This window comes from Pseudomonas sp. Z4-20 (assembly GCF_051131955.1).
GTDB classification, from domain to species: domain Bacteria; phylum Pseudomonadota; class Gammaproteobacteria; order Pseudomonadales; family Pseudomonadaceae; genus Aquipseudomonas; species Aquipseudomonas marvdashtae.
This window is the reverse complement of sequence record NZ_CP071641.1, coordinates 895,876-920,673: the sequence shown is the minus strand read 5'-3', so window position 1 is coordinate 920,673 and position 24,798 is coordinate 895,876. Positions and strand designations below refer to the sequence as shown.

Annotated in this window: 23 protein-coding genes, 1 other RNA gene and 2 pseudogenes; 12 read left to right on the top strand and 14 right to left on the bottom strand. The window is 57.4% G+C overall.

What is annotated here, in order from left to right; translation table 11 throughout:
• Nucleotides 1-174: 174 nt before the first annotated feature.
• Nucleotides 175-2,091: a molecular chaperone DnaK gene (dnaK, locus tag J3P82_RS04355; protein ID WP_434560993.1), complete on the bottom strand. Its 1,917-nt coding sequence runs from the start codon at nt 2,089-2,091 to the stop codon at nt 175-177.
• A gap of 101 nt (nt 2,092-2,192) precedes the next feature.
• Entirely contained in the window at nt 2,193-2,759 is a 567-nt protein-coding gene (gene grpE / locus J3P82_RS04350; RefSeq protein ID WP_434560991.1) for a nucleotide exchange factor GrpE, read from the bottom strand.
• A gap of 242 nt (nt 2,760-3,001) precedes the next feature.
• On the opposite strand from grpE, the gene recN reads away from it, so the two are divergent.
• On the top strand, nt 3,002-4,675 hold the full coding sequence (gene recN / locus J3P82_RS04345) for a DNA repair protein RecN (protein WP_434560989.1): 1,674 nt from the start codon (nt 3,002-3,004) through the stop codon (nt 4,673-4,675).
• A gap of 75 nt (nt 4,676-4,750) precedes the next feature.
• Here recN and fur read toward each other — a convergent pair whose 3' ends face one another.
• Complete coding sequence (fur, locus tag J3P82_RS04340) at nt 4,751-5,155, bottom strand: ferric iron uptake transcriptional regulator (RefSeq protein ID WP_186612180.1); 405 nt, start codon at nt 5,153-5,155, stop codon at nt 4,751-4,753.
• Nucleotides 5,156-5,252: 97 nt separating this feature from the next.
• Between fur and bamE the strand changes: the two genes are divergently transcribed.
• The gene (gene bamE, locus J3P82_RS04335; RefSeq protein ID WP_434560987.1) at nt 5,253-5,780 is read left to right on the top strand and encodes an outer membrane protein assembly factor BamE domain-containing protein; all 528 of its coding nucleotides are present in this window, start codon (nt 5,253-5,255) and stop codon (nt 5,778-5,780) included.
• A 61-nt stretch (nt 5,781-5,841) separates the two neighbouring features.
• Here the strand turns inward: bamE and J3P82_RS04330 are convergent, their stop codons facing one another.
• Genes J3P82_RS04330 through J3P82_RS04320 form a run of 3 tightly spaced genes read right to left on the bottom strand, consistent with a single transcriptional unit; the run spans nt 5,842 to nt 7,995 of the window.
• Nucleotides 5,842-6,144, bottom strand: a complete 303-nt coding sequence (locus tag J3P82_RS04330; protein ID WP_434560985.1) for an RnfH family protein — start codon at nt 6,142-6,144, stop codon at nt 5,842-5,844.
• A complete protein-coding gene (locus J3P82_RS04325) occupies nt 6,141-6,584 on the bottom strand; it encodes a type II toxin-antitoxin system RatA family toxin (RefSeq protein WP_434560983.1) in 444 nt (147 codons plus the stop codon). Before J3P82_RS04325 ends, J3P82_RS04330 begins: the two co-directional genes overlap by 4 nt.
• A gap of 7 nt (nt 6,585-6,591) precedes the next feature.
• Nucleotides 6,592-7,995, bottom strand: a complete 1,404-nt coding sequence (locus tag J3P82_RS04320) for a sodium-dependent transporter (protein WP_434560981.1) — start codon at nt 7,993-7,995, stop codon at nt 6,592-6,594.
• A gap of 118 nt (nt 7,996-8,113) precedes the next feature.
• Between J3P82_RS04320 and smpB the strand changes: the two genes are divergently transcribed.
• Nucleotides 8,114-8,596, top strand: coding sequence for an SsrA-binding protein SmpB (smpB, locus tag J3P82_RS04315; RefSeq protein ID WP_186639510.1), 483 nt, complete (start codon nt 8,114-8,116; stop codon nt 8,594-8,596).
• Nucleotides 8,597-8,647: 51 nt separating this feature from the next.
• Here smpB and J3P82_RS04310 read toward each other — a convergent pair whose 3' ends face one another.
• A complete protein-coding gene (locus J3P82_RS04310) occupies nt 8,648-9,415 on the bottom strand; it encodes an FCD domain-containing protein (protein ID WP_434560979.1) in 768 nt (255 codons plus the stop codon).
• A gap of 262 nt (nt 9,416-9,677) precedes the next feature.
• Between J3P82_RS04310 and J3P82_RS04305 the strand changes: the two genes are divergently transcribed.
• From J3P82_RS04305 to J3P82_RS04270, 8 genes and pseudogenes are all read left to right on the top strand, one after another.
• Complete coding sequence (locus tag J3P82_RS04305; RefSeq protein ID WP_434560977.1) at nt 9,678-11,372, top strand: lactate permease LctP family transporter; 1,695 nt, start codon at nt 9,678-9,680, stop codon at nt 11,370-11,372.
• 150 nt (nt 11,373-11,522) lie between these two features.
• Complete coding sequence (locus J3P82_RS04300) at nt 11,523-12,347, top strand: (Fe-S)-binding protein (protein WP_434560975.1); 825 nt, start codon at nt 11,523-11,525, stop codon at nt 12,345-12,347.
• Nucleotides 12,344-13,798, top strand: coding sequence for a LutB/LldF family L-lactate oxidation iron-sulfur protein (locus J3P82_RS04295; protein ID WP_434560973.1), 1,455 nt, complete (start codon nt 12,344-12,346; stop codon nt 13,796-13,798). Before J3P82_RS04300 ends, J3P82_RS04295 begins: the two co-directional genes overlap by 4 nt.
• Nucleotides 13,798-14,469, top strand: coding sequence for a LutC/YkgG family protein (locus J3P82_RS04290; RefSeq protein ID WP_434560971.1), 672 nt, complete (start codon nt 13,798-13,800; stop codon nt 14,467-14,469). The genes J3P82_RS04295 and J3P82_RS04290 overlap by 1 nt, the downstream gene beginning before the upstream one ends.
• On the top strand, nt 14,466-17,333 hold the full coding sequence (locus J3P82_RS04285; RefSeq protein ID WP_434560969.1) for an FAD-binding and (Fe-S)-binding domain-containing protein: 2,868 nt from the start codon (nt 14,466-14,468) through the stop codon (nt 17,331-17,333). Before J3P82_RS04290 ends, J3P82_RS04285 begins: the two co-directional genes overlap by 4 nt.
• 97 nt (nt 17,334-17,430) lie before the next feature.
• Complete coding sequence (locus J3P82_RS04280) at nt 17,431-17,718, top strand: hypothetical protein (protein WP_039592339.1); 288 nt, start codon at nt 17,431-17,433, stop codon at nt 17,716-17,718.
• Between the two features lie 96 nt (nt 17,719-17,814).
• Nucleotides 17,815-18,208, top strand: a transfer-messenger RNA (tmRNA) gene (gene ssrA / locus J3P82_RS04275).
• A 186-nt stretch (nt 18,209-18,394) separates the two neighbouring features.
• Nucleotides 18,395-18,757, top strand: a pseudogene (locus J3P82_RS04270) (integrase arm-type DNA-binding domain-containing protein); the annotation flags it as partial.
• A gap of 58 nt (nt 18,758-18,815) precedes the next feature.
• Here the strand turns inward: J3P82_RS04270 and J3P82_RS04265 are convergent.
• The 4 genes and pseudogenes from J3P82_RS04265 to J3P82_RS04250 form a co-directional block, all read right to left on the bottom strand.
• A pseudogene (locus J3P82_RS04265) lies at nt 18,816-19,088 on the bottom strand (amidohydrolase family protein); the annotation flags it as partial.
• 298 nt (nt 19,089-19,386) lie between these two features.
• Nucleotides 19,387-19,989 carry a gamma carbonic anhydrase family protein gene (locus J3P82_RS04260; protein WP_434560967.1) on the bottom strand — a complete coding sequence of 201 codons (603 nt, stop codon included), beginning with the start codon at nt 19,987-19,989 and terminating at the stop codon, nt 19,387-19,389.
• 24 nt (nt 19,990-20,013) lie between these two features.
• Nucleotides 20,014-20,826 (bottom strand): class I SAM-dependent methyltransferase, encoded by an 813-nt coding sequence (locus J3P82_RS04255; RefSeq protein WP_434560965.1) that lies wholly within the window; start codon nt 20,824-20,826, stop codon nt 20,014-20,016.
• Nucleotides 20,810-21,325 carry a GNAT family N-acetyltransferase gene (locus J3P82_RS04250; RefSeq protein WP_434560963.1) on the bottom strand — a complete coding sequence of 172 codons (516 nt, stop codon included), beginning with the start codon at nt 21,323-21,325 and terminating at the stop codon, nt 20,810-20,812. The genes J3P82_RS04255 and J3P82_RS04250 overlap by 17 nt, the downstream gene beginning before the upstream one ends.
• A gap of 609 nt (nt 21,326-21,934) precedes the next feature.
• Here J3P82_RS04250 and J3P82_RS04245 point away from each other — a divergent pair.
• Entirely contained in the window at nt 21,935-22,492 is a 558-nt protein-coding gene (locus tag J3P82_RS04245) for a helix-turn-helix domain-containing protein (RefSeq protein ID WP_434560961.1), read from the top strand.
• On the opposite strand, the gene J3P82_RS04240 is transcribed toward J3P82_RS04245, so the two are convergent.
• Genes J3P82_RS04240 through J3P82_RS04230 form a run of 3 tightly spaced genes read right to left on the bottom strand, consistent with a single transcriptional unit; the run spans nt 22,448 to nt 24,792 of the window.
• Entirely contained in the window at nt 22,448-23,212 is a 765-nt protein-coding gene (locus tag J3P82_RS04240) for a thioesterase II family protein (protein ID WP_434560959.1), read from the bottom strand. The two genes, J3P82_RS04245 and J3P82_RS04240, sit on opposite strands and share 45 nt — an antisense overlap.
• On the bottom strand, nt 23,187-24,122 hold the full coding sequence (locus J3P82_RS04235) for a DMT family transporter (RefSeq protein WP_434560957.1): 936 nt from the start codon (nt 24,120-24,122) through the stop codon (nt 23,187-23,189). Before J3P82_RS04235 ends, J3P82_RS04240 begins: the two co-directional genes overlap by 26 nt.
• Nucleotides 24,123-24,135: 13 nt before the next feature.
• Entirely contained in the window at nt 24,136-24,792 is a 657-nt protein-coding gene (locus J3P82_RS04230; protein WP_434560955.1) for a hypothetical protein, read from the bottom strand.
• Nucleotides 24,793-24,798 lie beyond the last annotated feature (6 nt).

Below are 24,798 nucleotides of genomic sequence, written 5' to 3'. Positions count from 1 at the left end.
GCGCCTATCGCTCGGAAAGCAGGAGCAGTCCCGATCACACCGCCAGCATCCGAGCGCTGTCGCATGCTGTAAAAATTCACTGGTTCCAGACACGCCAACGCGGGAGCAAGCTCCCGCGCGGCGACATCCTACCAGCCACCGCACAAACGCAGTCAACCGGCCGACAACAAGCGATTACTTGTTGTCTTTCACTTCTTCGAACTCGGCATCGACAACGTCATCGGCTTTCTGGGCCGATTCGCCTTGCTGCGCTGCACCTTCAGCTGGCTGGGCCTGCTCGGCATACATCTTCTGAGCCACTGGCGCGGAGACTTTGGACAGATCTTCGATCTTCGCTTCGATAGCGGCCTTATCGTCGCCTTTGACGGCAGCTTCAAGGGCAACCACGGCAGCTTCGATCGCGGTCTTCTCTTCAGCGGTCACTTTGTCACCGGCATCGGCAACCATCTTGCGAGTCGAGTGAACCAAGGCGTCGCCCTGGTTGCGGGCGCTGGCCAGCTCTTCGAACTTGCGGTCTTCCTCGGCGTTGACTTCAGCGTCACGAACCATCTGCTGAATTTCTTCCTCGGACAGACCGGAGTTGGCCTTGATCACGATCGACTGGGTCTTGCCAGTAGCCTTGTCTTTCGCGCCGACGTGCAGGATGCCGTTGGCGTCGATGTCGAAGGTCACTTCGATTTGTGGCACACCGCGCGGAGCCGGTGGAATCTCGGCCAGGTCGAACTTGCCCAGGGACTTGTTCTGGGTAGCCTGCTTGCGCTCACCCTGCAGCACGTGGATCGTCACGGCGTTCTGGTTGTCGTCGGCCGTCGAGAACACTTGGGATTTCTTGGTAGGAATCGTGGTGTTTTTCTCGATCAGCGCGGTCATCACGCCGCCCATGGTTTCGATACCCAGGGTCAGCGGGCTGACGTCGAGCAGCAGAACGTCCTTTACGTCACCGGCCAGAACGGCGCCTTGGATGGCGGCACCCATGGCAACGGCTTCGTCCGGGTTCACGTCCTTGCGCGCTTCTTTGCCGAAGAAGTCGGTAACCAGCTTCTGGACCAGCGGCATACGGGTCTGGCCGCCAACCAGGATCACGTCGTTGATCGAGCCGACGTCGATACCGGCGTCTTTCATCGCAATGCGGCAAGGTTCGATGGTGCGCTGAACCAGGTCTTCCACCAGCGCTTCAAGCTTGGCGCGGGAAATCTTCACGTTCAGGTGCTTAGGACCGGTGGCGTCTGCGGTGATGTAAGGCAGGTTCACGTCGGTCGACTGGCTCGAGGACAGTTCGATCTTGGCTTTTTCAGCGGCTTCTTTCAGGCGCTGCATGGCCAGCGGGTCACCCTTGAGGTTCATACCGCTTTCTTTCTTGAACTCGTCGACGAGGTAGTCGATCAAGCGGATGTCGAAGTCTTCACCACCCAGGAACGTGTCACCGTTGGTGGCCAACACTTCGAACTGGTGCTCGCCGTCGACTTCAGCGATTTCGATCACCGAAACGTCGAAGGTACCGCCACCCAGGTCATAAACGATCACGGTGTGATCGCCCTTGGCCTTGTCCATGCCGTAGGCCAGCGCGGCCGCGGTCGGTTCGTTGATGATGCGCTTGACGTCCAGGCCCGCGATGCGGCCGGCGTCTTTGGTCGCCTGACGCTGACTGTCGTTGAAGTAGGCAGGAACGGTAATGACCGCTTCAGTCACCGCTTCGCCGAGGTAGTCTTCGGCGGTTTTCTTCATTTTCTTGAGGATTTCAGCCGAGATCTGTGGCGGCGCCATTTTCTGGCCGTTCACTTCAACCCAGGCATCGCCATTGTCAGCCTTGGCGATCTTGTAAGGGACCATCTTGATGTCTTTCTGAACGACTTCTTCGTCGAACTTGCGACCGATCAGACGCTTCACCGCGTAAAGGGTGTTATGCGGATTGGTCACAGCCTGACGCTTGGCGGACTGGCCAACCAGGATCTCGCCATCGTTGGCGTACGCAATGATGGACGGCGTGGTGCGCGCGCCCTCAGCGTTCTCAATAACTTTGGCCTTGCCGTTTTCCAGCACGGAGACGCACGAGTTGGTGGTCCCCAGGTCGATACCGATAATCTTGCCCATGTTAACTCTCCCGGAACTTGGATTTTGTTGCCGCAGCAGTGGTGGCTAACTGCGGTAGCACTTAAACGCTTGACTTCTTAATGGGGCCGCTGCGCCCGATTTCAAGCCTGCTCATCAATAGAAGGCGAAACCGGTGCGGGCGCCTTGCTCACCACGACCATGGCCGGGCGCAACAGGCGACCGTTGAGCAGGTAGCCCTTCTGGAATACTTTCAGCACGCTGTTCGGCTCGACATCTGCGCTTTCCTGCATCGCCATGGCCTGGTGGTGCTCGGCATTGAAAGGTTCGCCGTGTGGATCGATCGCTTCAAGCTGATGACGCTTGAGGGTGTCCTGGAACATTTTCAGGGTCAGCTCGATGCCTTCGCGCATCGGACGGATGTTCTCGTCGTCCGGGTTGGACAGCTCCAGACCGCGCTCCAAGCTGTCGATGATCGGCAGCAGGTCGCCGGCGAAACGCTCCAAGGCGAATTTGTGGGCTTTTTCCACGTCTTGCTCGGCGCGACGGCGGACATTCTGCAAGTCGGCTGCGACACGCAACGCCTGATCCTGCGCGCCGGCCAGTTGCTCCTCGAGCACTTGTACACGTGCCGCCAGGTCTTCACCCGAATCCTGGGGAGCCTGATTGGCGTCTAGATTTTGCGTGTCCTGCGTCTGTTCGTCAGCCATAGAGATTTCTCCTTTCAACTTCGTCCGCGAGCTCGACTCGCGCTTCTGCCCGGATATATGGGGCCAGCTTTTCCAGCTTCAAGGGCCGCGCGACGAATTAACCTTACAAAAAACAGCTGCATATCCTTCGCTTCGGCGCTAAGAATTTCGATTATCCAAGCAAATCGAGCTAAGCGAGGGCATTGTCAGCCAGAAACAAAACACTGTATAAATAACCAGACCTAATGCCTGGGAGCGGCCTTATGCTGGTGCACCTGTCCGTACACAACTATGCCATCGTCGAACACCTCGACCTCGAACTCGACCGAGGCATGAGCGTGATAACCGGTGAAACCGGCGCCGGCAAATCGATCATGCTCGATGCCTTGGGCCTGACCCTCGGCGATCGCGCCGACAGCGGCGTGGTGCGCCCTGGCGCGGACAAGGCCGACATCCTGGCAACGTTTGACCTGGTCGACATTCCCGAAGCCAGCGCCTGGCTGGCCGAACGCGACCTGGACAACGATGGCCTGTGCATCCTGCGGCGGGTCATCACTGCCGAGGGTCGCTCCCGTGGCTATATCAACGGCACGCCCTGTCCGCTGGGAGACCTCAAGGCCCTCGGTGAATTGCTGATCGACATCCACAGCCAGCATGAACACCAATCCCTGCTCAAGACCGACACCCATCGGCGCTTGCTCGACGAGTACGCAGGGGCCACCGATCTGGCCCGCCAGGTTCATCTGGCAGCCCAGCGTTGGCGCCAGACCCGGCAGGAACTGGATCGCCTCTCCAACTCCGGCGACGAGCAACGCGCCCGCCACCAGCTACTGAGCTACCAACTCGAAGAGCTGGAGAACCTGGCCCTGGGTGAAAACGAGCTGGAGGAACTGGAGCAAGAGCACAAGAACCTGACCAACGCGGAAGCGTTGCTAGGCATTTGCCGGCAAGTGGTCGAGCAATGCAGCGAAAGCGATTCGGGCAATGTGCTGAGTGCGCTGACCGCAAGCCTTAACCGACTCTCCAGCGTCAGCAATTCGGTGGGGGCATTGGGCGAGGCAAGCAACCTGCTGACCAGTGCGCAGATTCAGGTCGAAGAAGCAGTCGGGGAGCTGAACCGGTTCCTTGATCATTTCGACGCCGACCCGGCGCGGCTTCAATACCTGGAAGAACGCCTGGACACTATCTATACATTGGCGCGCAAGCATCGTATTCAGCCAACCGATGTCGTCGAACTGCAGCAACGCCTGCTGGAAGAATTGGAAACCCTTAACGCCAACGATGAATCCATCGAACGCCTTGGGGACGAATTGGCCTCCTACGCGCGCCATTACCAGGAAAAGGCCAACGAACTCAGCGAACTGCGCCGGCAAGCTGCAACCGGATTGGCCAGCGCTGTAGAACAGGAAATCCAGCGCCTGGGCATGCCCGGCGGCCGATTTACCATCGAACTGCGCCCCAACGCCGGCGATGAACTTCAGCCCAATGGGTTGGAGCAGGTGGAATTGCTGGTCAGCGCCAACCCCGGCCAACCGCTCAAGGCACTGGCAAAAGTAGCATCCGGAGGTGAGCTGTCGCGCATCAGCCTGGCGATCCAGGTCATTACAGCGCAAACCTCGCGGGTGCCAACGTTGGTATTCGACGAAGTGGACGTGGGCATCGGCGGCCCTACGGCGGAAATCGTCGGCCAGTTGCTACGCAGGCTGGGCGAGCGCGGGCAGGTCCTGACAGTGACCCACCTGCCTCAAGTCGCCGCCCAGGGGCACCAGCATCTGTTTGTCCACAAGGTGCGTGGCGAGGACGCGACTCGTACCGCCGTGTCCAAGCTGAACAAGAACGAGCGCGTGGAAGAAGTGGCCCGGATGCTCGGAGGCATCGACCTGACCAAAGAGTCCTTGGCGCACGCCAAGAAAATGGTGGTGGCGGCGAAAATCTAGGAGACGCCATAAAGCAAGAAGGCGACCCGAGGGTCGCCTTCTTTCGTTTTGGGGGCTTTCACCCACGCGACGAACTTATTTGCGCTTGCGTACATGCAGGACGAGATGGTGATCGATCAGCTCGAAACCATACTCATCAGCAATCGCTTGTTGCAGTTTTTCGATTTCAGGACTGATGAACTCGATAACTTCCCGGGTTTCCACATCCACCATGTGGTCATGATGCTCCCCGTCAGCCAATTCAAAGACAGCATGACCGCCATCAAAATTATGACGTGCCACCAACCCTGCAGCCTCGAATTGAGTCAGGACACGGTAAACCGTGGCCAGACCGACGTCCTCGCCAGCTTCCATGAGCGCCTTGTAGACGTCTTCGGCACTCATGTGGCGTTGCTCGGCGGAATCGAGCATTTGCAGAATCTTGACCCTTGGCAGGGTCACTTTGAGGCCGGCTTTGCGTAGTTCGCTATTTTCAACCATGGTCAGCTTTCTCGCGATGCTGCTTCGCAGCTTCTCTTAATGCGGGTATGATCGGCGTTTACGTTGTCCCAGCCAAGATAGTGGAAGTCGCCCACCGATGCAAAACACCAAGCTCTTGCTAACCAGTTTCACCTTTGTGGGACTGCTCGCACTCGCCGGTTGTTCATTCCCCGGGGTTTACAAAATCGACATCCAGCAGGGCAATGTCGTCACGCAGGACATGATAGACCAGTTACGCCCGGGAATGACCCGCCGGCAAGTACGGTTTATCATGGGCAATCCCCTGCTGACCGACACGTTCCATGCCGATCGCTGGGATTACCTGTACAGCTTGCAGCCAGGTGGCGGCGAGCGGCAACAAGAACGCATCAGCGTTATCTTCAGCCCTGACGACCAACTCGTCAGCCTGTCGGGCGATTTCATGCCTGGCGTGAGCCGTGATGAGGCCATCATGGGCAAGGACAGTGGCACCACAGTCACCGATCCGGCCCAGAATGCCGATCAGCCGAAACCGGAAAAGCCGGCCAAGCCAGGCTCGTTGCTGGACCAGATCCAGAAGGACGTGGACAACGTCGAGACCGTACCTGTCCCGACACCAGAACCTTTGGATACCTCGCCGCAATAAATTGCGGTAATAAAAAAACCCGGCATTGCCGGGTTTTTTATTGCCTGCGATCCAGACCAGGTCATTGATCTGCCTGACGAGCCTGGGCAGCCTTGGCCGCTCGCAGGCGACGGATTTCTTTCGGATCAGCCAACAAAGGCCGATAAATTTCGAGTCGATCAGCCGCTTGCACGACCCGCCGCTCCGGATCCGCAACCACTTTGCCGAAGATCCCGACGGGGACAGTGGCCAGATCCAACTCCGGAAACGCTTCTGCAATGCCCGATGCCGCCAGCGCGGCGCGAACACTCGTACCCTCCTGCACAGCGAACGCGCAGAGGATCTGGCGCTCGGCGCTGGCATACACCACTTCTATCTCGATCACCGCTTGAGCTCAGCATTTTGCTTGGCACGCTGGCAAAACGCATCGACCAGGGTATTGGCCGCCTGGTTGAACAGCGGCCCCAATGTCGCGCGCACCAGCGGCCCGGCGTAATCGAACGAAAGATCCAGGCTGATCTTGCAGGCCTTTTCACCCAGTGACTTGAACACCCAGACGCCATGGAGCTGGTTGAACGGCCCTTCTTCAAGGTTCATCTCGATGGACTGCCCCGGCACCAAGGTGTTGCGCGTGACGAAGTGCTGGCTCAATCCACCCTTGGCGACATTGAGGCTGGCGCGCATATGGGTGTCCGAGCTTTCGAGCACCTCGGCGGACGAACACCAGGGCAGAAACTCCGGATAACTCTCCACGTCATTGACCAAGTCGTACAGCGCCTGCGCCGGGTAAGGCAGCAACGCTGAGCGTTGAATATGTGTCGTCATGTAAGCGTCACTTCCACAGCTGGGCGGCAAACACTACGAGGATGCCGATGGGCGCCACATAGCGCATCAAGAACAGGCTCAAGGCGAACAATACAGGACTGCGCAGTGACAATTCATCACGCACGGCTTCACGACCCATGATCCAACCCGCGAACACCACGAAGCACAAACCACCCAGCGGCAGCATGATCCGTGATGTAAAGAAATCGATCACGCCGAAGAAATCCAGCCCTCCGGTTGCTCCCCACTGATAGAGGTGGAACAGCCCGTCTTCGTTCACGAAAAACTTGGCCTGCTTCCAAATGTTGAAGGAAAACACGGTCCCCAACCCCACGAACCAGCAGGTGAAGGCCAGCCAGAACGTGACCCAGGCGCGACTGAGGCGGGTTCGTTCAACCAGATAGGCCACCATCGGCTCCAGCAGGGAAATCGCCGAACTCCAGGCGGCAATCGCCACCAGGACAAAAAACACCACGCCCATTACTTGACCGAACGCCATGCTGCCAAAGGCAAACGGCAAGCTGACGAACATCAGCCCGGGGCCCTCGCTGGGGTTCAGGCCAGCGGCGAACACAATCGGAAACAATGCCACCCCAGCCAGCAGCGACACAAAGGTGTCCAGCAACGCAACGCCGACAACCGTCTTGGTCAGCGACGCGCCCTTGGGCATGTAGGCACCGTAGATCATGATCGAGCCAACCCCCACGCTCAGGGAGAAGAATGCGTGGCCCATGGCCGGCAGCAGACCCTCCATGACTTTTTCCGGTTTGAAATCGAACATGAAATGCACGCCTTCCATGAAATGCCCGGTGGTCATGCTGTAGCCCAACAGCACCAGGATCATCACGAAAAGGAGCGGCATCATGATCCGCAGGCTGCGCTCAAGCCCCGCGACCACGCCTCGGGCAATCACCACGGCGGAAAGCACCATGAAAAGTGTGTGCCAGAGTGTCAGCCGCCAGGGATCGGCAATCACATCGCCGAAGTACGCGCCGACCTGATCGGGCGTCGCACCTTGGAAATCCCCACGGCCCATATCGATGATGTAGTCCAGCGACCAGCCACCGACCACGCTATAGAAAGACAAGATCAGCAGCGCCGTGACCATCCCGGCGAACGCGCCCCAAGACCACTTCGGCGAGTGCCCCGCCTCCAATGCGAGCACCTTCAAGGCGTTAGCCGGGCTTTGCCGCGCGCGGCGACCGATCAACGTTTCCGCCAGCATGACCGGCGCGCCAATGAGCGCGATGCAAGCCAGGAACATCAGTACAAAGGCGCCGCCCCCATAGACGCCGACCATGTACGGAAACTTCCAGATACTACCCAGGCCCACGGCCGAACCGGTCGCGGCGAATATGAAGACCCAGCGGCTAGCCCAACTGCCGTGGACAGAAACCTTGTCTGTCGACATCGTGATCACGCCCAAGCGTTGAAAAAAGAGGCCGCATTGTCCGGGATTCATTCAACCTGCTCAAGCACGCAGCTTCACCGTAGCCGACACGCACGCAACTGCCTATAATGCCGCCCCTATGGCTAAACAGAAGAAACATCCCACAGGGACCATCGCGCAAAATAAAAAGGCGCGACACGATTACTTCATCGAACAACGTTTCGAGGCTGGCATGGTCCTGGCCGGCTGGGAAGTAAAAAGCTTGCGTGCCGGCAAGGCGCAACTGGTTGACAGTTACGTCCTGCTCAAGGACGGAGAAGCCTGGCTGCTGGGCAGTCATATCACGCCGCTGACCACTGCCAGCACCCACGTCATTGCCGACCCGACGCGCTCGCGAAAGCTGCTGCTCAACAAGCGAGAGCTGGAAAAGCTCTTCTCGTCCGTGCAGCAGAAAGGTTACGCCTGCGTCTGCACGTCGCTGTACTGGAGCAAGCACCTGATCAAGTGCGAGATCGCGCTGGGCAAGGGCAAGAAGGAATACGACAAGCGCGATACCGAACGCGAACGCGATGCCGGTCGCGAGCTGCAGCGTGCGGTGCGCAACAAGGGCAAGGAAGATTAGCCAGGAATCATCTGTGGGAGCAGGCTCGCTCCCACGATATCCGTGGCACGTTTACATTCCCTTGCGCCGTTCTGCTCGCGCCACGCGCTGTACTTCCTGACGAACCTCTTCCAGCACTTCCTGCACATAAAGGATATGCCGACTGGACACCTCTCGCGCCAGTTCGGCGTGCCCATCCATGATGGCTTGATACAGCTCCCGATGCTGGCTGATCAGCATGTCGCGGGTCTCGCTGCGCTGCTTGTACATGCCGCCGATGTTGGTGACGACGTTGCGCTTGAGCAGGTCGAACAAGCCGCGAATGGTGTGCAGCAAGACCGCGTTATGACTGGCCTCGGCGATTGCCAGATGGAACCGGGCATCCGCCGCGCCCTCTTCCGCCCGACTCACTTCGTCGTGGCGGGAATAACAATCCTGCAACTCGTCGAATGCCGCCGTCAGCCGCTCGCGATCGACATCCGTGGCCCGCAGCGCCGCGTAGTAGGCACAGGACGCTTCCAGCGTGTGGCGGAACTCCAACAAGTCACGTTGTGCCTCGGGGTTGCTCTCCAGCAATAGCAGCAGCGGGTCGCTGAATGTCGAGCCCAGAGAATCCACGACATAGTTCCCCCCGCCCTGCCGACTGACCAGCAGCCCCTTCGCCGCCAGTTTCTGGATCGCCTCGCGCAAAGAAGGGCGTGATACACCGAACTGTTCGGCCAAGGTCCGCTCGGCCGGCAGCCGCTCGCCGGACTTCAACGTGCCCTCAAGGATCATGCCTTCAAGCCGCTCGACAATATCGTCAGACAAACGGCGCTGACGAATTTGATCAAACCCCATAACTCGACTCTCCACGTACCCGACGGCTCGCCGGGCTCTCTATTCTGGCCCATCCGAGCCTTGTCTACACCCATCAAAAACCATCGATGCCTGCAGATCAGATGCGATCTGCGGTGTTTATTCGACGAAAGTTTCAGGGCGGCAAATTGACACACGACAACTAAGGCTTTTACCCTAGCCGACAGCGCTTGTAAATTGGTATTACCAATTATCCAGAATGCTCACCAGTGCCTGACCAACAACAATTAGGGGCTCACCCAATATGCAAACCTGGCAACAGCTTTACAGCCCGCTCGGCAGCCTAGGCTTGTCCGCGCTCGCGGCCGTCATTCCCATCGTATTTTTCTTCCTCGCCCTGGCGGTGTTTCGCCTCAAGGGGCATGTGGCCGGCAGCATCACCCTGGCGCTGGCGATTGCCGTCGCCATTTTTGCCTTCCAGATGCCAGCCGACATGGCGTTCGCCGCCGCCGGCTATGGCTTTGCCTACGGCCTCTGGCCTATCGCCTGGATCATCGTCGCCGCGGTGTTTCTCTACAAACTGACGGTCAAGAGCGGCCAGTTCGAAATCATCCGCAGCTCGGTGCTGTCGATTACCGATGACCAGCGCCTGCAAGTGCTGCTGATCGGCTTCTGCTTCGGCGCATTCCTGGAAGGAGCCGCCGGCTTTGGTGCCCCGGTCGCGATTACCGCCGCGCTGCTGGTCGGCCTGGGTTTCAACCCTCTCTACGCCGCCGGCCTGTGCCTGATCGCCAACACCGCTCCGGTGGCCTTCGGCGCGCTGGGCATCCCGATTATCGTGGCAGGCCAGGTAACCGGGATCGACGCGTTCAAGATCGGCGCCATGACCGGACGCCAATTGCCCTTGCTGTCGTTGTTTGTACCGTTCTGGCTGGTATTCATGATGGATGGCCTGCGCGGCGTGCGGGAAACCTGGCCGGCCGCCCTGGTGGCGGGCCTGAGTTTCGCCATCACCCAGTACTTCACATCGAATTTCATCGGCCCGGAATTGCCCGACATCACCTCGGCCCTGGCCAGCCTGATTGCCCTGACGCTGTTCTTGAAAGTCTGGCAACCCAAGCGCACCGCAGGCGCGCAGATTGCCGGCGCCACCTCCAGCGCAGCCATCACCGCGAGCGTCGGCGGTTTCGGCCAACCCCGCAGCACCGTGGTTTCGCCCTACAGTTTGGGAGAAATCATCAAAGCCTGGTCGCCCTTCCTGATCCTCACCGTGCTGGTGACGATCTGGACCTTGAAGCCGTTCAAGGCGATGTTCGCCGCGGGTGGCTCGATGTACGGCTGGGTATTCAACTTCGCCATCCCGCACCTGGACCAGATGGTGATCAAGGTCGCGCCGATTGTCGTCAACCCGACCGCCATCCCGGCGGTGTTCAAGCTTGATCCGATTTCCGCCACCGGCACGGCAATTTTCTTTTCGGCACTGATCTCGATGCTGGTATTGAAGATCAACTTCAAAATTGGTCTTACCACTTTAAAAGAAACCTTCTACGAACTGCGCTGGCCTATCCTGTCCATCGGCATGGTGCTGGCGTTCGCCTTCGTCACCAACTTCTCGGGCATGTCATCGACCATGGCCTTGGTATTGGCCGGAACTGGCGCGGCGTTCCCGTTCTTCTCGCCATTCCTCGGTTGGCTCGGCGTGTTCCTCACCGGTTCCGATACCTCGTCCAACGCGCTGTTCGGCTCGCTGCAAGCGACCACCGCGCACCAGATCGGCGTCAGCGACACGCTGCTCGTGGCGGCCAATACCAGCGGCGGCGTGACCGGCAAGATGATTTCACCGCAATCGATCGCCGTGGCCTGCGCGGCTACCGGGCTGGTGGGCAAGGAATCGGATCTGTTCCGTTTCACCCTGAAACACAGCCTATTCTTTGCAACGATCGTCGGCTTGATCACGTTGGCCCAGGCCTACTGGTTTACCGGCATGCTGGTTCACTAAGCCCTACACGCAATACTGAAAAAACCGACGCCAATTTCAGATTTGGCGTCTGCTATTCACAACCGGGTCTGCAAGGCTGCTGAAAGATTTCCTCTTTATATTCAGCAGCCTCAGCGGACGGATAACCGGGACCACCCGGAGACACGCCTGATGAGCGAGCTTTTTTACAACGCAGTGCCGAACGCGACCCGTGTCGCCCCGCCATTGCCCGAGCCTCGGCAGTACCCCAGCGAGAAACCCCGACAGGTTTACCTGTTCGGCACGTGCGTGGTTGACCTGTTCTATCCAGAAGCCGGGATGGACGCGATCCATCTGCTCGAGCGCGAGGGGATCCGGGTCGATTATCCACAAGGGCAAACGTGCTGCGGGCAACCGGCGTACACCTCGGGCTACACCGAACAGGCTCGAACTGTGGCGCGGGCGCAACTGGCTTTGTTTGCCGGGGATTATCCGGTGGTCGTGCCGTCGGGCTCCTGCGCCGGCATGCTGCGCGAACACTACGCGGACCTGTTCAAGGACGAGCCCGAAACGCTCAAGCAAGTCCAGGCCCTGGCGGCCAGGACCTATGAGCTGGCCGAGTTTCTGCTGTTCGTCTGCAAGGTGCAGCTGAACGACAGTGGCACGCCGGTGAAGGTTGCGCTGCACACGTCCTGCTCGGCACGACGTGAAATGAACACCCACCTGCACGGCCGTGCGCTGCTGGCACAGTTGCGCAACGTGGAGCGAGTCGAACACAGCCATGAAAGTGAATGCTGTGGTTTTGGTGGGACGTTCAGCGTGCGCATGCCGGATATTTCCGGCGCCATGGTGGCCGACAAGACTCGAGCGTTGAAGGAATCAGGCGCGCATCAGGTGGTTAGCGCCGACTGCGGTTGCCTGATGAACATCAACGGCGCCTTGGAAAAGCAGCAGGAGGTGTTACGCGGCCAGCATCTGGCAAGCTTCCTCTGGCAGCGAACCGGAGGTGCCGCATGAGCACGCCGACGCTGATTCCGACCGTTGAGGTGCAGGACGATTTTCGCGCCCGAGCCCATAAGGCTTTGGACGACACGCAACTGCGAAACAACTTTCGCACTGCGATGGATTCACTGATGACCAAGCGGGCAGCGTCTTTCAGCGATGCCCACGAAAGAGAACACCTGCGGGTGCTGGGCAATGCTGTCCGCGCCCGCGCGCTTTCCAAGCTGCCCGACCTGCTCGAGCAACTTGAAACCAACCTGACCCGCAACGGTGTGACAGTGCACTGGGCGGAGACGGTGGACGAAGCCAATGGCATCGTCCTCTCGATCATCCGCGCTCACGAGGCGCGGCAAGTGATCAAGGGCAAATCGATGGTCAGCGAAGAGATGGAGATGAACCATTTCCTCGAGGCTCGGGACATTGAATGTCTCGAATCCGACATGGGGGAGTACATCGTCCAGCTCGACCACGAGAAGCCTTCACACATTATTATGCCGGCGATCCACAAGAATGCCGGTCAGGTCGCGTCCTTGTTCCACGACAAACTTGGCGTGGAGTACACCAAGGACGTTGACCAACTCATTCAAATCGGTCGCAAAGTCTTGCGGCAGAAATTCTTCGAAGCCGACATCGGCGTTTCCGGCGTCAACTTCGCGGTCGCAGAAACCGGCACGCTGCTGCTGGTGGAAAACGAAGGCAACGGACGGATGTCCACCACCGTGCCCCCGGTGCACATTGCCGTGACGGGCATCGAAAAAGTCGTGGAAAACCTGCGGGACGTCGTGCCGCTGCTGTCGCTGCTGACCCGCTCGGCCCTGGGCCAGCCGATCACCACCTACGTCAACATGATTTCCGGACCGCGTAAGGTCGATGAACTGGACGGCCCGCAAGAAGTCCACCTGGTCCTGCTGGACAATGGCCGCAGCCAGGCGTTTGCCGACAGTGAACTGCGCCAGACCCTGAACTGCATTCGCTGCGGCGCCTGCATGAATCATTGCCCGGTCTATACCCGAATCGGCGGCCATGCCTACGGCGAGGTTTACCCGGGGCCTATAGGAAAAATCATTACGCCGCACATGGTCGGCCTGGCCAAGGTGCCCGATCACCCCAGTGCGTCTTCGCTGTGCGGTGCTTGCGGCGAGGTGTGCCCGGTGAAGATCCCGATCCCGGCCCTGCTGCGACGCCTGCGGGAAGAAAACGTCAAGGCAGCAGACAGTCCCAACCCGGTGATGCGCGGCCAGGGCAGCAAATATTCGGCCAAGGAACGCTTCATCTGGAATGCCTGGGCGCGGCTCAACAGCTCGCCGCGGCTGTACCGGTTATTCGCCTTCTTCGCCACGCGCCTTCGCGCCCTGACGCCCCAAAACGTCGGCCCCTGGACACAAAACCACAGCGCCCCGAAACCCGCCGCCCGATCGCTGCATGACCTGGCCCGCGACCACCTGAACTCGCAGGGAGACCGCTGATGAGCGCCAAGGAAAATATCCTCGCCAAGCTGCGTAAAAGCCTGACCGGCACCACGCCCGTTGCCGACAACTTCGACGTCGAACTGGTGACACAGACCTACCGCTACGCGCCCGAAGAACGCATCCCGCAGCTGCGCAAGCTGATGGAAGCGGTCCACACCGAAATCCATCTGACGTCCGGCGAAGGCTGGCCCGCGTTGCTCACACAGTTGCTGCGCGACCGCCAACTGCCGAGCCTGCTCATCGCGCCGACAACGCCTCATGGGCAAAAGATCGTACAGTTCTGGACGCACAATCCGGGCTTGCCACCCCTCAAGGCCTACGACCGGCCGGTTGACGAGTGGAAAGCCGAGCTGTTCAACGACACGCCCGCGAGCCTGACCGGGACCCTCGGTGCCATCGCCGCGACCGGCAGCCTGATTCTTTGGCCGACTCGGGAAGAACCACGCCTGATGAGCCTGGTTCCGCCGGTGCATTTCGCCTTGCTCAAGGCCAGCGAGATCCGTGACAACTTCTATGAAGTGCAACAGGAATTCAAATGGGCCCAAGGCATGCCCACCAACGCCCTGCTGGTTTCGGGTCCGTCGAAGACCGCCGACATCGAACAGGTCCTGGCCTATGGCGCCCATGGCCCGAAGGATCTGGTGGTCTTGATTCTGGAGGACCAATGACGCTTCCGGCCCCTTTCCTGCGCGACGTACAACAACTGATCCCGCAAAACAGACGCTTTGACGATCCGCTGTCGACGCTGGCCTTCGGCACGGACGCCAGTTTCTATCGGCTGATTCCGCAACTGGTGGTGCGCGTCGAAACCGAAGTTGAAGTAGTCGCACTGCTGCAACTGGCCCAGCGCGACCGGGTTCCGGTGACATTCCGTGCGGCCGGCACCAGCCTGTCCGGGCAAGCCATCAGCGACTCGGTGCTGATCGTGCTTGGGGATAACTGGAACGGACGCGAGATCCGCGGGCAAGGCATGCAGATTCGCTTGCAGCCCGGCGTGATCGGCGCCCAGGCCAATGCCTGGCTGGCCCCGTTCGGGCGCAAGATCGGCCCGGATCCGGCGTCGATCAACGCCTGCAAAATCGGCGGGATCGTTGCCAACAACGCCAGCGGCATGTGTTGCGGCACGGCGCAAAACACTTATCACACCCTGGCCGGCATTCGGCTGGTGCTGGCCGACGGCACGCGCCTGGACACCGAAGACCCTGCCAGCGTGGCGGCATTTCGGACGAGCCATGGGGCGTTGCTCGATCAACTGGCGACCCTTGGCCGCGAGACCCGCGCCAACACCGAATTGGCCGCCCGAATTCGCCACAAATACCGTCTGAAAAATACCACCGGCCTGTCGCTCAACGCCTTGGTGGACTTCGACGAGCCTGTGGATATCTTGAGCCACCTGCTGGTCGGCTCCGAAGGCACCCTCGGTTTCATCAGCGCGGTAACCTACAACACCGTCATCGACCATCCGAACAAGGCTTCAGCCCTGATCGTATTCCCGGACGTGGAAACCTGTTGCAACGCCGTCACCGTGCTGAAGAGCCAACCGGTATCCGCCGTGGAACTGCTGGACCGCCGCAGCCTGCGCTCAGTACAGGACAAACCGGGCATGCCGGATTTCGTACAGCACCTGCCGATCAATGCTTGCGCACTGCTGATTGAATCCCGCGCCGCTTCGTCATCGTTACTACAAGAGCAACTGGCCAGGATCATGGCCTCGCTGGCCGATTTCCCGGTGGAAAAACAAGTCGACTTTACCGAGGATCCACGAGAAAACGCCCGGCTCTGGGCGATTCGCAAAGACACCTTCCCCGCCGTCGGCGCGGTGCGCAAGACCGGAACCAGCGTGATCATCGAAGACGTGACCTTCCCGGTGGAACAACTGGCCGCTGGCGTGAATCGCTTGATCGAGCTGTTCGACAAACATCACTACGACGAAGCCATCCTGTTCGGACACGCGCTCGAAGGTAATTTGCACTTCGTCTTCACCCAAGGCTTCAACAGCACCGAAGAAGTCGCACGCTACCAGGCGTTCATGGACGACGTGGCGCAGCTGGTGGCCGTGGAGTTTGGCGGCTCTTTGAAAGCTGAACACGGCACCGGGCGCAACATGGCGCCGTTCGTCGAACTGGAATGGGGCAGCGATGCCTACCAGTTGATGTGGCAGCTCAAGCGCCTGCTCGACCCCAACGGCATCCTCAACCCGGACGTGGTGCTCAGCGAGGATCCGCAGATCCACCTCAAGCACCTCAAGCCACTGCCTGCAGCCGACGAGATTGTCGATAAGTGCATCGAGTGCGGCTTCTGCGAACCGGTTTGCCCCTCGAAGGACCTGACCTTGAGCCCGCGTCAGCGCATCGTCATCTGGCGGGACATCCAGGCGAAAAAGCGCGCAGGCGTCGACACGTCTGAACTGGAGGCCGCTTATCAATACCAGGGCATCGACACTTGCGCGGCCACTGGACTGTGCGCCCAACGCTGCCCTGTAGGAATCAATACCGGCGAACTGGTGAAAAAGCTTCGCGGGCGCCAAGCAACGCGTACGAAAACCGCCGATTGGTTGGCAGGCAATTTCGCCGCTGCCATGCAGGGAGCTCGTTTTACCCTGCATGTCGCCAATGGTGCACGAATGCTGTTGGGGGCGCCGCGTCTGGCGAAACTTTCTGCCACCTTGACGCGGCTGTCCAAGGGCCAAGTCCCACAGTGGACAAACGCTATGCCGCAGCCGGAAAAGGCCATTCGTTTCAGCCCCGCCGTGTCGGATGCACGCCCCAGAGTGGTCTATCTGGCAGCCTGTGTGTCAAGGGCCATGGGCCCTGCGGCGGCAGACAAGGAGCAGATGTCGCTGCACGACAAGACCCGAGGCCTGCTGGAAAAGGCCGGCTACCAAGTGGTTTTCCCGGACAACGTAGACAGCCTTTGCTGCGGCCAGCCCTTCGCGTCCAAAGGCTACGCCGAACAGGCCGAACACAAGCGCCAGGAACTGATCGGCGCGCTGTTGCATGCCAGTCGCGGCGGGCTCGACCCGATCTACTGCGACACCAGCCCTTGCACACTGCGGCTGGTCCAAGACTTGGCAGAGGTACGCTTGGACCTTTATGACCCGGTGCGCTTCATCCGCACTCACTTGATGGATCGCCTTGAGTTCACACCGCAGGAAGCCGCCATCGCGGTGCATGTCACCTGTAGCACGCAGCACCTTGGCGAAAGCCAGGCATTGATCGATCTGGCGCGCAAGTGCAGTAAAAACGTGGTCATTCCGGAAGGCATCCATTGCTGCGGCTTCGCCGGTGACAAAGGCTTCACCACGCCGGAACTCAACGCTCATTCGCTACGAACGCTCAACGACGCGGTTCAATATTGCACCGAGGGCATCTCTACGAGCCGCACGTGCGAGATAGGCCTGACGCATCATGGAAAAATCGACTACCACGGATTGGTTTATCTGGTGGACCGCGTCACCCGCCCCAGACCCAGCAAAAGCGAGGGAACTGCCATGGAAATCGAAGAAAAATCGAATTCCTGCGCTTCGCTGTAGTCACTTGGATAGGTCCGACTCCGTTGGGCCCTCCCCTAACTCGGGCCTGTCCATGACATTTCGACAGCACCGAGACCATACGTTCAAGGAGATACACATGAAGCGCACCGCACTTGCTGGCTTGTTCATTTCCGCTGCGATGTTGGCCTCTCCGGTGTTTGCAGGAAGCCAAGATGACCTTTGCAAAATCAATCTGCAAAAGATCAGCGACGCCAAAGTCAGCACCGAGCAAATGAGCGAAGGCCTGAAGACCGACATCGACGCCACTGTCGGACAAGCCAAGGCTGAGCACGCCAAAGGCACCAAAGAAGGCACCGAAAATTGCATCTCGCTGACCAACCAGGCCATCCAAAAGCTGCAAAACAACGCGAAAGGCGATCAGTAGCATTGCCTGGGGCCAACCTTCGGGTTGGCCTCAGACGCGGATTGGCGTACACTGCGCATGCCTGCCGCTCCTCAAGATTCACGGAGCGCCAGGCTCGGGGCCGTTTAGGATTCGACGCCGGTTGCGAAACTTTAGGTGCATGCCGAGTTGGTAACAGAACTCGTAAATCCACTGTTGCAACTTCCTATAGTTGCCAATGACGAAACCTACGGGGAATACGCTCTCGCTGCGTAAGCAGCCTTAGCCCTTCCCTTCTGGTACCTTCGGGTCCAGCAATCACGAGGGGATGTCCGTAAACCCAAAGTGATTGTCATATAGAACGGAATCGCCGTGCAGTACGTTGTGGACGAAGCGGCTAAAACTTACACAACTCGCCCAAAGCACCCTGCCAGTCGGGTCGCTGAGGGTTAACTTAATAGACACGGCTAAGCATGTAGTACCGACAGCGGAGTACTGGCGGACGGGGGTTCAAATCCCCCCGGCTCCACCACTTCAACATCTAAAGACGTCCAAGGACGTCTTTTTTTGTGCCTGAAATCCAGTAAATACGAGGATTTCAGCGCTTTTGGGAGCTTTGGAGGATTTCTGAGTTCCAGGCGCTTTGGTATCCCAGGCGGTATCCCGGACTGTCAAATGCTATTTCAGGATACCAAAACGGTGGTGGAGGTAGCCCCCCATGCCTACTAACGCAACCCGCCTCTCCGATCGCAAGATCAAGGCAGTCAAGGCGACTGGTAAAGACTTCGTGCTCAGCGAAGGCGATGGCTTACAGCTTCGAGTACGCGCGAGCGGCTCGATGATGTGGAATTTCAATTACCGCGAGCCCCTGACCAGAAGCCGTATCAATATGGCGCTTGGTCCATATCCCGACCTCTCGCTAGCCAACGCCCGGAGGAAAGCCGCGGAGGCGCGTGAGCTGCTCGCTCTGGGCATTGATCCCAAAACCCAGCGTGATGAGGTAAGGCAAGCCAAACTTGCTGAGACTGAACACACTTTCGAGACGGTGGCCACCGCCTGGTTCGAGTTGAAAAAAGACTCGACAGGATAAACGGTGTGTCACGGTAGCGTCGCGCAGGCTCGTCCACCCACATGGCCTGGGCCTGGGCGAAAGACAGCACGGGAGAAGTGGGCCCGATGTGCAGCAGCACTGGAAGGCGATGGGCGTTGCAATACTCGTAGAACGGTGTCAGCAGCGGATCATTGGCTTGGTATCCACAGGGCGGATAGAGTTTCAAGCCGCTGAACCCATACTCCTCGACACCTCGAATGAACAGCTCAAGCCCGTCCCTGCCCCAGCGCGGGTCAACGCCGGCAAACACCTCAAAGCGTCCGGGATGACGCTGGAGAATGTCCCGGTGCTCGTTGAACATTTCTTCTATGCTCAGTGGCGTATCCGGCAATGCAAAGGAAAAGTCTGGCAGTAACAATACCGAGCGATTGACGCCCGCTCGGTCCATGGCGGCGACTTGAGCATCCCCCTGGTGGTCACATAATTCGCGCAGAAACTGGTCGACAATCCTTATTTTTGCAACTGGGTATCCGCTGGCGCGAAGCTTCACTTCGATATTTTCCGCCACGCCTTCCAGGAAACTCAGTGGCGTGAAGTGCGTGGACGCGATGTGGCTGTGGCCGTCAATAACGGTCAGTGCGCGGGTGCTGTCGGAATCATCATTCATCGTCCACCTGCTGCTTGCGCAGGAAGCGTGCGTACCGCTCCATAATTTGCTTGACAACCCCGTCTGTCTCCCGATTAACGCCGAAAACGTAACCCGGGAAATCCAGTTCCTTCTGTACGCTCCAGATTTGCTCGTGCTGGTCCGGAGAAAAGAATTGAGCTGGATCGCCCACGGCGATCCAGCCAATCGGCAGCGTTGCGCCGCTCTCCACCACCGTCTTGATGTGAACGACCGCGTTGATGCGCAACTCCGCGCCCTTGCCGATACGCGCTCCGTTAAACACTGATGCGCCAGTGGCGACAAAAACCTCATCGCCGATACTGCAACCGGTCAAATGGCTATGTGGCCCTACCAACACGTGGTTTCCGATATGGCAATCATCATGGGACGTGCTGCGAATCACGGCATGCTCCATGATGACGCAATCCTCCCCGATGGTCAGTGTACCTCCTTGCGCAACAAGGACCGCGCCGTGGCTTATAACGGTGCCCGCACCGATGGTGATATTGCCTTCCAGAATGGCGCTAGAGGCAACTTGGGCAGTCGAGGCGATTGCCTGGCGTACAACGGCATTACGTTCGGCTTTGTCAGTCATAAAGTGCTCCATGATTCCATTCAGTTACTGTTTCTCTCCAGAAACAAAGAATACGCCTATGCCTGCCCATCCGCCCGGCCCCTCGATACATTCCTTGATGGCCGCCATTTCACGCTGGGCCCCCTGCAACTCGTTTTCTGGAATCACCTCCATCTTGTAACCAAAGACCAAGTCACAGAACGCCGTCGCACCGATCAATGATGTCGAGACTAAGAGCATGCTGCACCGAATATCAGCGTATCCGGCTTCTTCCAGGTAGCTCGCCAGCTTGCTGCCCACATGTCGATCCCCGCCTCGGGCGGCCTGAGCTCGAGCAACACGTGCCAGGAAGGACTGCAGTTGAGGAGGGTTTGGTGCCGACCCGAACCACCGGTCGTCGATATCGCATATGCACAGGCGTCCTGCGATGGACAGGCTGCGGTGAATGTTGCGCAGGGCCAGCAAGGGATCGGACAAATGCTGGAAAACCAGGCGTGCATAGCTGAAGTCGAAGGACTCAGGTTCGGCCAGGTTATCGTCGTAGAGATTGGCCTGGCGAACCTGAGCCTCGTCGACCCCCTCACTGACCAGTTGCTGGCGCGTCTCCGTTATGCTGGTTTGATTGCAATCAAGCGCCACAAGCCGGCTCGGCTGGGTTCGTAGCGCAATCTGCGTGGTAATGATGCCTGGACCGCAGCCCACATCCAGGACTCGTTGCCCTTGAGCCAACCCTGCTTGCCGCAGGTGTTCGAACTCCAGGTCCAGCGCGATACCCGCCTGTGATTTCAGGCGTCGCAAGGAGTCCTCGTTGTCACGAAAACTGCCCAGCTGATACGACTCATCAACGATCAATGCCATGGGTAGTGCGCTCCATTTTTTTCTGTAGCCAGACTATGTCGACCCGATGATTCTCCAGTCTCGCAATCTGGGGGATGCGTACGCATTCTGAAAAACCCTGGGAGATACAACCGCGCGCACTGGCGTGATTCGGCCCCAGAATAATTGCGACCAAAGACTCGAAAGCCGCGGCCCGCGCGCAGCCCTCAAGGGCGCGCAATAATCGAATACCCACGCCGCGGGCTCGCATGTCACGTCGTACATACACGGCGACTTCAGCCATGGTTTGATCGTCAGGCCGGGCGGAAAACGGCTTGAGCGCACCCCATGCAATGGTGTCGCCCGCGTTAGAGAGATAAACCAGCACGGCAAAGCGCGGATTTTCTCCGAAATAGGTCAATGCGAACTTTTTGATATCGTGATGGGGAACATTACAGTTGGCAAATACCTTATCGGCGATCGCCTGGTTATACGTTTCTACCATCGACGGTAAGTCTTCAGGGACGGCTGGCCGAATCATCTAGAGGAGCTTCCGATAGAAGACATTGATTGCAGGGACGTGCTCGCGCTATCAATAATCCGCTTACCGACAACCTCGTTGACTACGGAGTGATTCGTCCAATCATGCCAGTAGAGGGGTTCCAGATGGCTGCGTTGTGGCATCAAGTCCACTAACTGCCCATCGGCAATGTTCAGCAATGTTAAGCGCTGAGGCTGCACGCTCGAAGCTTTTATATTCAATGACACACGCAAATGCTTCCAGCTGTTGGCGATCTAACATATCGACCTCCTTATAGACCATTAGGCGTTATCGAGTTCGATAACGCACACACATGAACATATTTGTATTCATGGCAATGTTGCCAATACACAATTTCACTTGGCAGTCATCCGAAAAGCCGGACAGGTTGAAGAAGGGATATGCTTTGGGGACCGCAGCTCTCTGTGGAAAGATATTGCAAGCTGACTTAATGTCATGTCTGTATTTTCACGGATACAAATCACGACGCTTGCGGCCTGAGGCAGCAAAGACTACAGCCTAAACAGATGACGATGCAGCGATAGAAGACCATCAACTTTACTAACTCATATTACTTCTATATCATTAGATTTTTATGGAGCCATCAACATGCAACAGAAAGACAGACTCAAAAAGACGTGCACTGATATTGGTAACAAAGTCAAAAATCTGCGAAACATAAGAGGGTTATCACTTAGTGAACTTTCAAAACTTTCCGGGGTATCAAAGGCTGCACTTTCGCAACTTGAATCAGGGAACTCCAACCCCAGAATTGATACTCTTGACTCAGTGGCTATCGCTCTGCGCTTACCCTTGGGTGATCTGCTTTTAAGTCAGGAAAATATGTATCCGCGCCTTGAGCGATTCAAAGAAAAAACTGGCAAACTTTCTCAAGACATGCTTTTTCGGATCAATCTCGGGAACATATCTGAAATCTGGAATCTCCGTATGGACCCCGAAGTAGTTATCAACAGCCCCGCACACAACAGGGGTACAAAAGAGCATATATTTGTTCATGAAGGCATTTTAACGCTGGAAATCGACGGCGTAAAAGAGACCTTAAATAAAGGTGATTTCTACGCATTTTCTGGTGATACTGATCATTCGTATCAAAGTCACAATTTATCCGTTCAGGCGACAGTTGTCATGTCCTATGCTACCGGTTGAAGTGCTGAGTTCGCATATTTCGTAGAAAGCTATCAGCTCGTTGAACACGAGCCGGGAGTGAGACTGAAGAACGAAGTGTCCCCCAGGTACACTGACCAGCTTTATTGATGCATCAAAGAGCTCTTGCCAATTACCCATATCCGATGTTACCAAGGGGTCATCGCGCCCATAAATAATTAGAACCGAAGCATTGCCTAATAAAGGCAAGTTGAAAGGTACCTGATCGGCTACAAGCAAGTCATCGGTCAACTTCCTGAAAAGTTGATTTCTCAGCCAGTCATCTGCCATCACACTTTCCGACACCCCACCCATTTTTCCGCAAAAATCTTTTAGAAAGTCAGTCCGCTTTCTTTCAGGAATACCTCGTAAATAGTATCGGCGCTTATGGATTGGTTCGTTCGCTAACAGAACAAGCGTGATAGACCTTTCCGCCTGCGCTATCCTCAAGTGGTGCGCAACCAACAACCCAAGGTACGCTCCAAAACTATAACCAATAATGACGACAGGGCCAGTTTCAGGGATAACACTTATCAGGTCTGATAACACATCAGCCAGCGCAGTGACAGGCAACTCGCTACGCCTTCGCCCACGCCCTGGCAATTCGTAGGCGGTTACATTGAATCTCCCTTGAAGGACTGCAGAGAACTCACGCAGCTCCGACGCACTGCCGCCCGCATGAGGTATGAGCACGGCATTAATTAGATCGTTTTTGCAACGCATCTCGATTTTCCTCTGCCCATCGCCCTAACAGTGCAGCAGATACAATCATGACGCCGCCCAGCATCTGAACTATATTGAAACTGTCTTTCACGATGAGAACGGCAAACAGCGCTGCGAAGAACGGCTCGAGCGATAAGATGAGTCCGACACGTGTTGAGCTGGAGACCTTTGCAGCGTAGAGCTGCATGATAAAAGCAAATGCGGTCGCAAAAACGCTCAAGAACAGTATGTATGCCCAGATCTCTGCGGTGAGATTGTCAAACTGGGACGCGTCAAAACCTCCGAAGGCAAGAACATTGATAGCTGCCAACGTCGCGACTACGACAAGTTCGATTAGCGTGATATTGGTGAGCGAAAATTTTTCCCCTGGGCTCTTCCTGCCAAACATGTAGATCTGATAGCCCCGAACCAGGGCGGCCACAAGAATGAGCGCATCGCCTGAATTAGCTCCCGAAAATCCGTCCTTCCCAAAACATAGCAATCCACAACCGACAATCGAGATGCCACCCGCCATGAAGACAGCGCTGTGTTGTTTACGCCCCCCCAGAATTCGCTCAAAGAAAGGAACTAGCACGACCGACACGACTATAAGAAATCCCGCGTTTGAGGCCGTCGTGTATTTAACACCAAGGGTTTCGAAAGTGAGAATCACGTACAGCAGTGCGCCGAAGAACACACCGCTGACGACCTCTCCCTTTTTTATATTGAAAATAGATTTTCTCGCCCCTAACGCCATGAACGGTATCGCCAGCAAAAACCTGAGCATAAGAAATAAAGGCACGCCCACACCCGCGTGAACGATGATTTGCATTAACGAGTAGCTGGCTCCCCAAGCGACGGCAACAACAAGAAGTCCAAGATCAATCAGATAAATCGTTGACCGGGGAAGCCTTACACTTACTTCACTCATAGTTCCGCTTCCCTTATTGATGATTGACGTCGTAACTCACCCTCAATACACCCTTTTTCAGCTTTAGGGACTTGATTTGAAACTCGACGAGTCTTGCTGTTTTATCAATATGGGTGCCTGCACATTGCATCGCGTCGAAACCCTCAATCAGGCAATACCTCGACCCCGCTTCATCCCAGGTCTTGACGTCTTTTCCAGAAAGAATCAGCTCCTGAATCCGCTGCTCCACTTTTTGTTTCAGCTCATCACCGACCGGCAGTGCGCCTTGTGCGGCGAAAAACTCAACCCTCGACTCTCCCGGAAAATGGTGACCTGATTTTGCAATCCACCCCATCTCACCCAGCACCCAATTGATCATGTGCCCGGCAGTGTGCAAAGCGGCGTGGCGCTTCCTGAGCTCAGCATCGACTGAAACATCGACGTGCTCGCCAACGCTAAAGACGTGATCGGTATCCACATGGAGCACTACCAGACCATCCTGATGGCGCGAAAATGAAACCGCTTTATCATTTACCCAACCGCAATCGGAAGGTTGCCCGCCGCCCTGCGGATGAAATAAATTATCCTCAAGCGCAATCCATTGCCCTCTATCATCCGTACCCACACCACACACAGATGTGGAGGCGTGATAATGATAGGTATCGCTCAGATAAGTTTGGTGCTGCTCCATGATGGC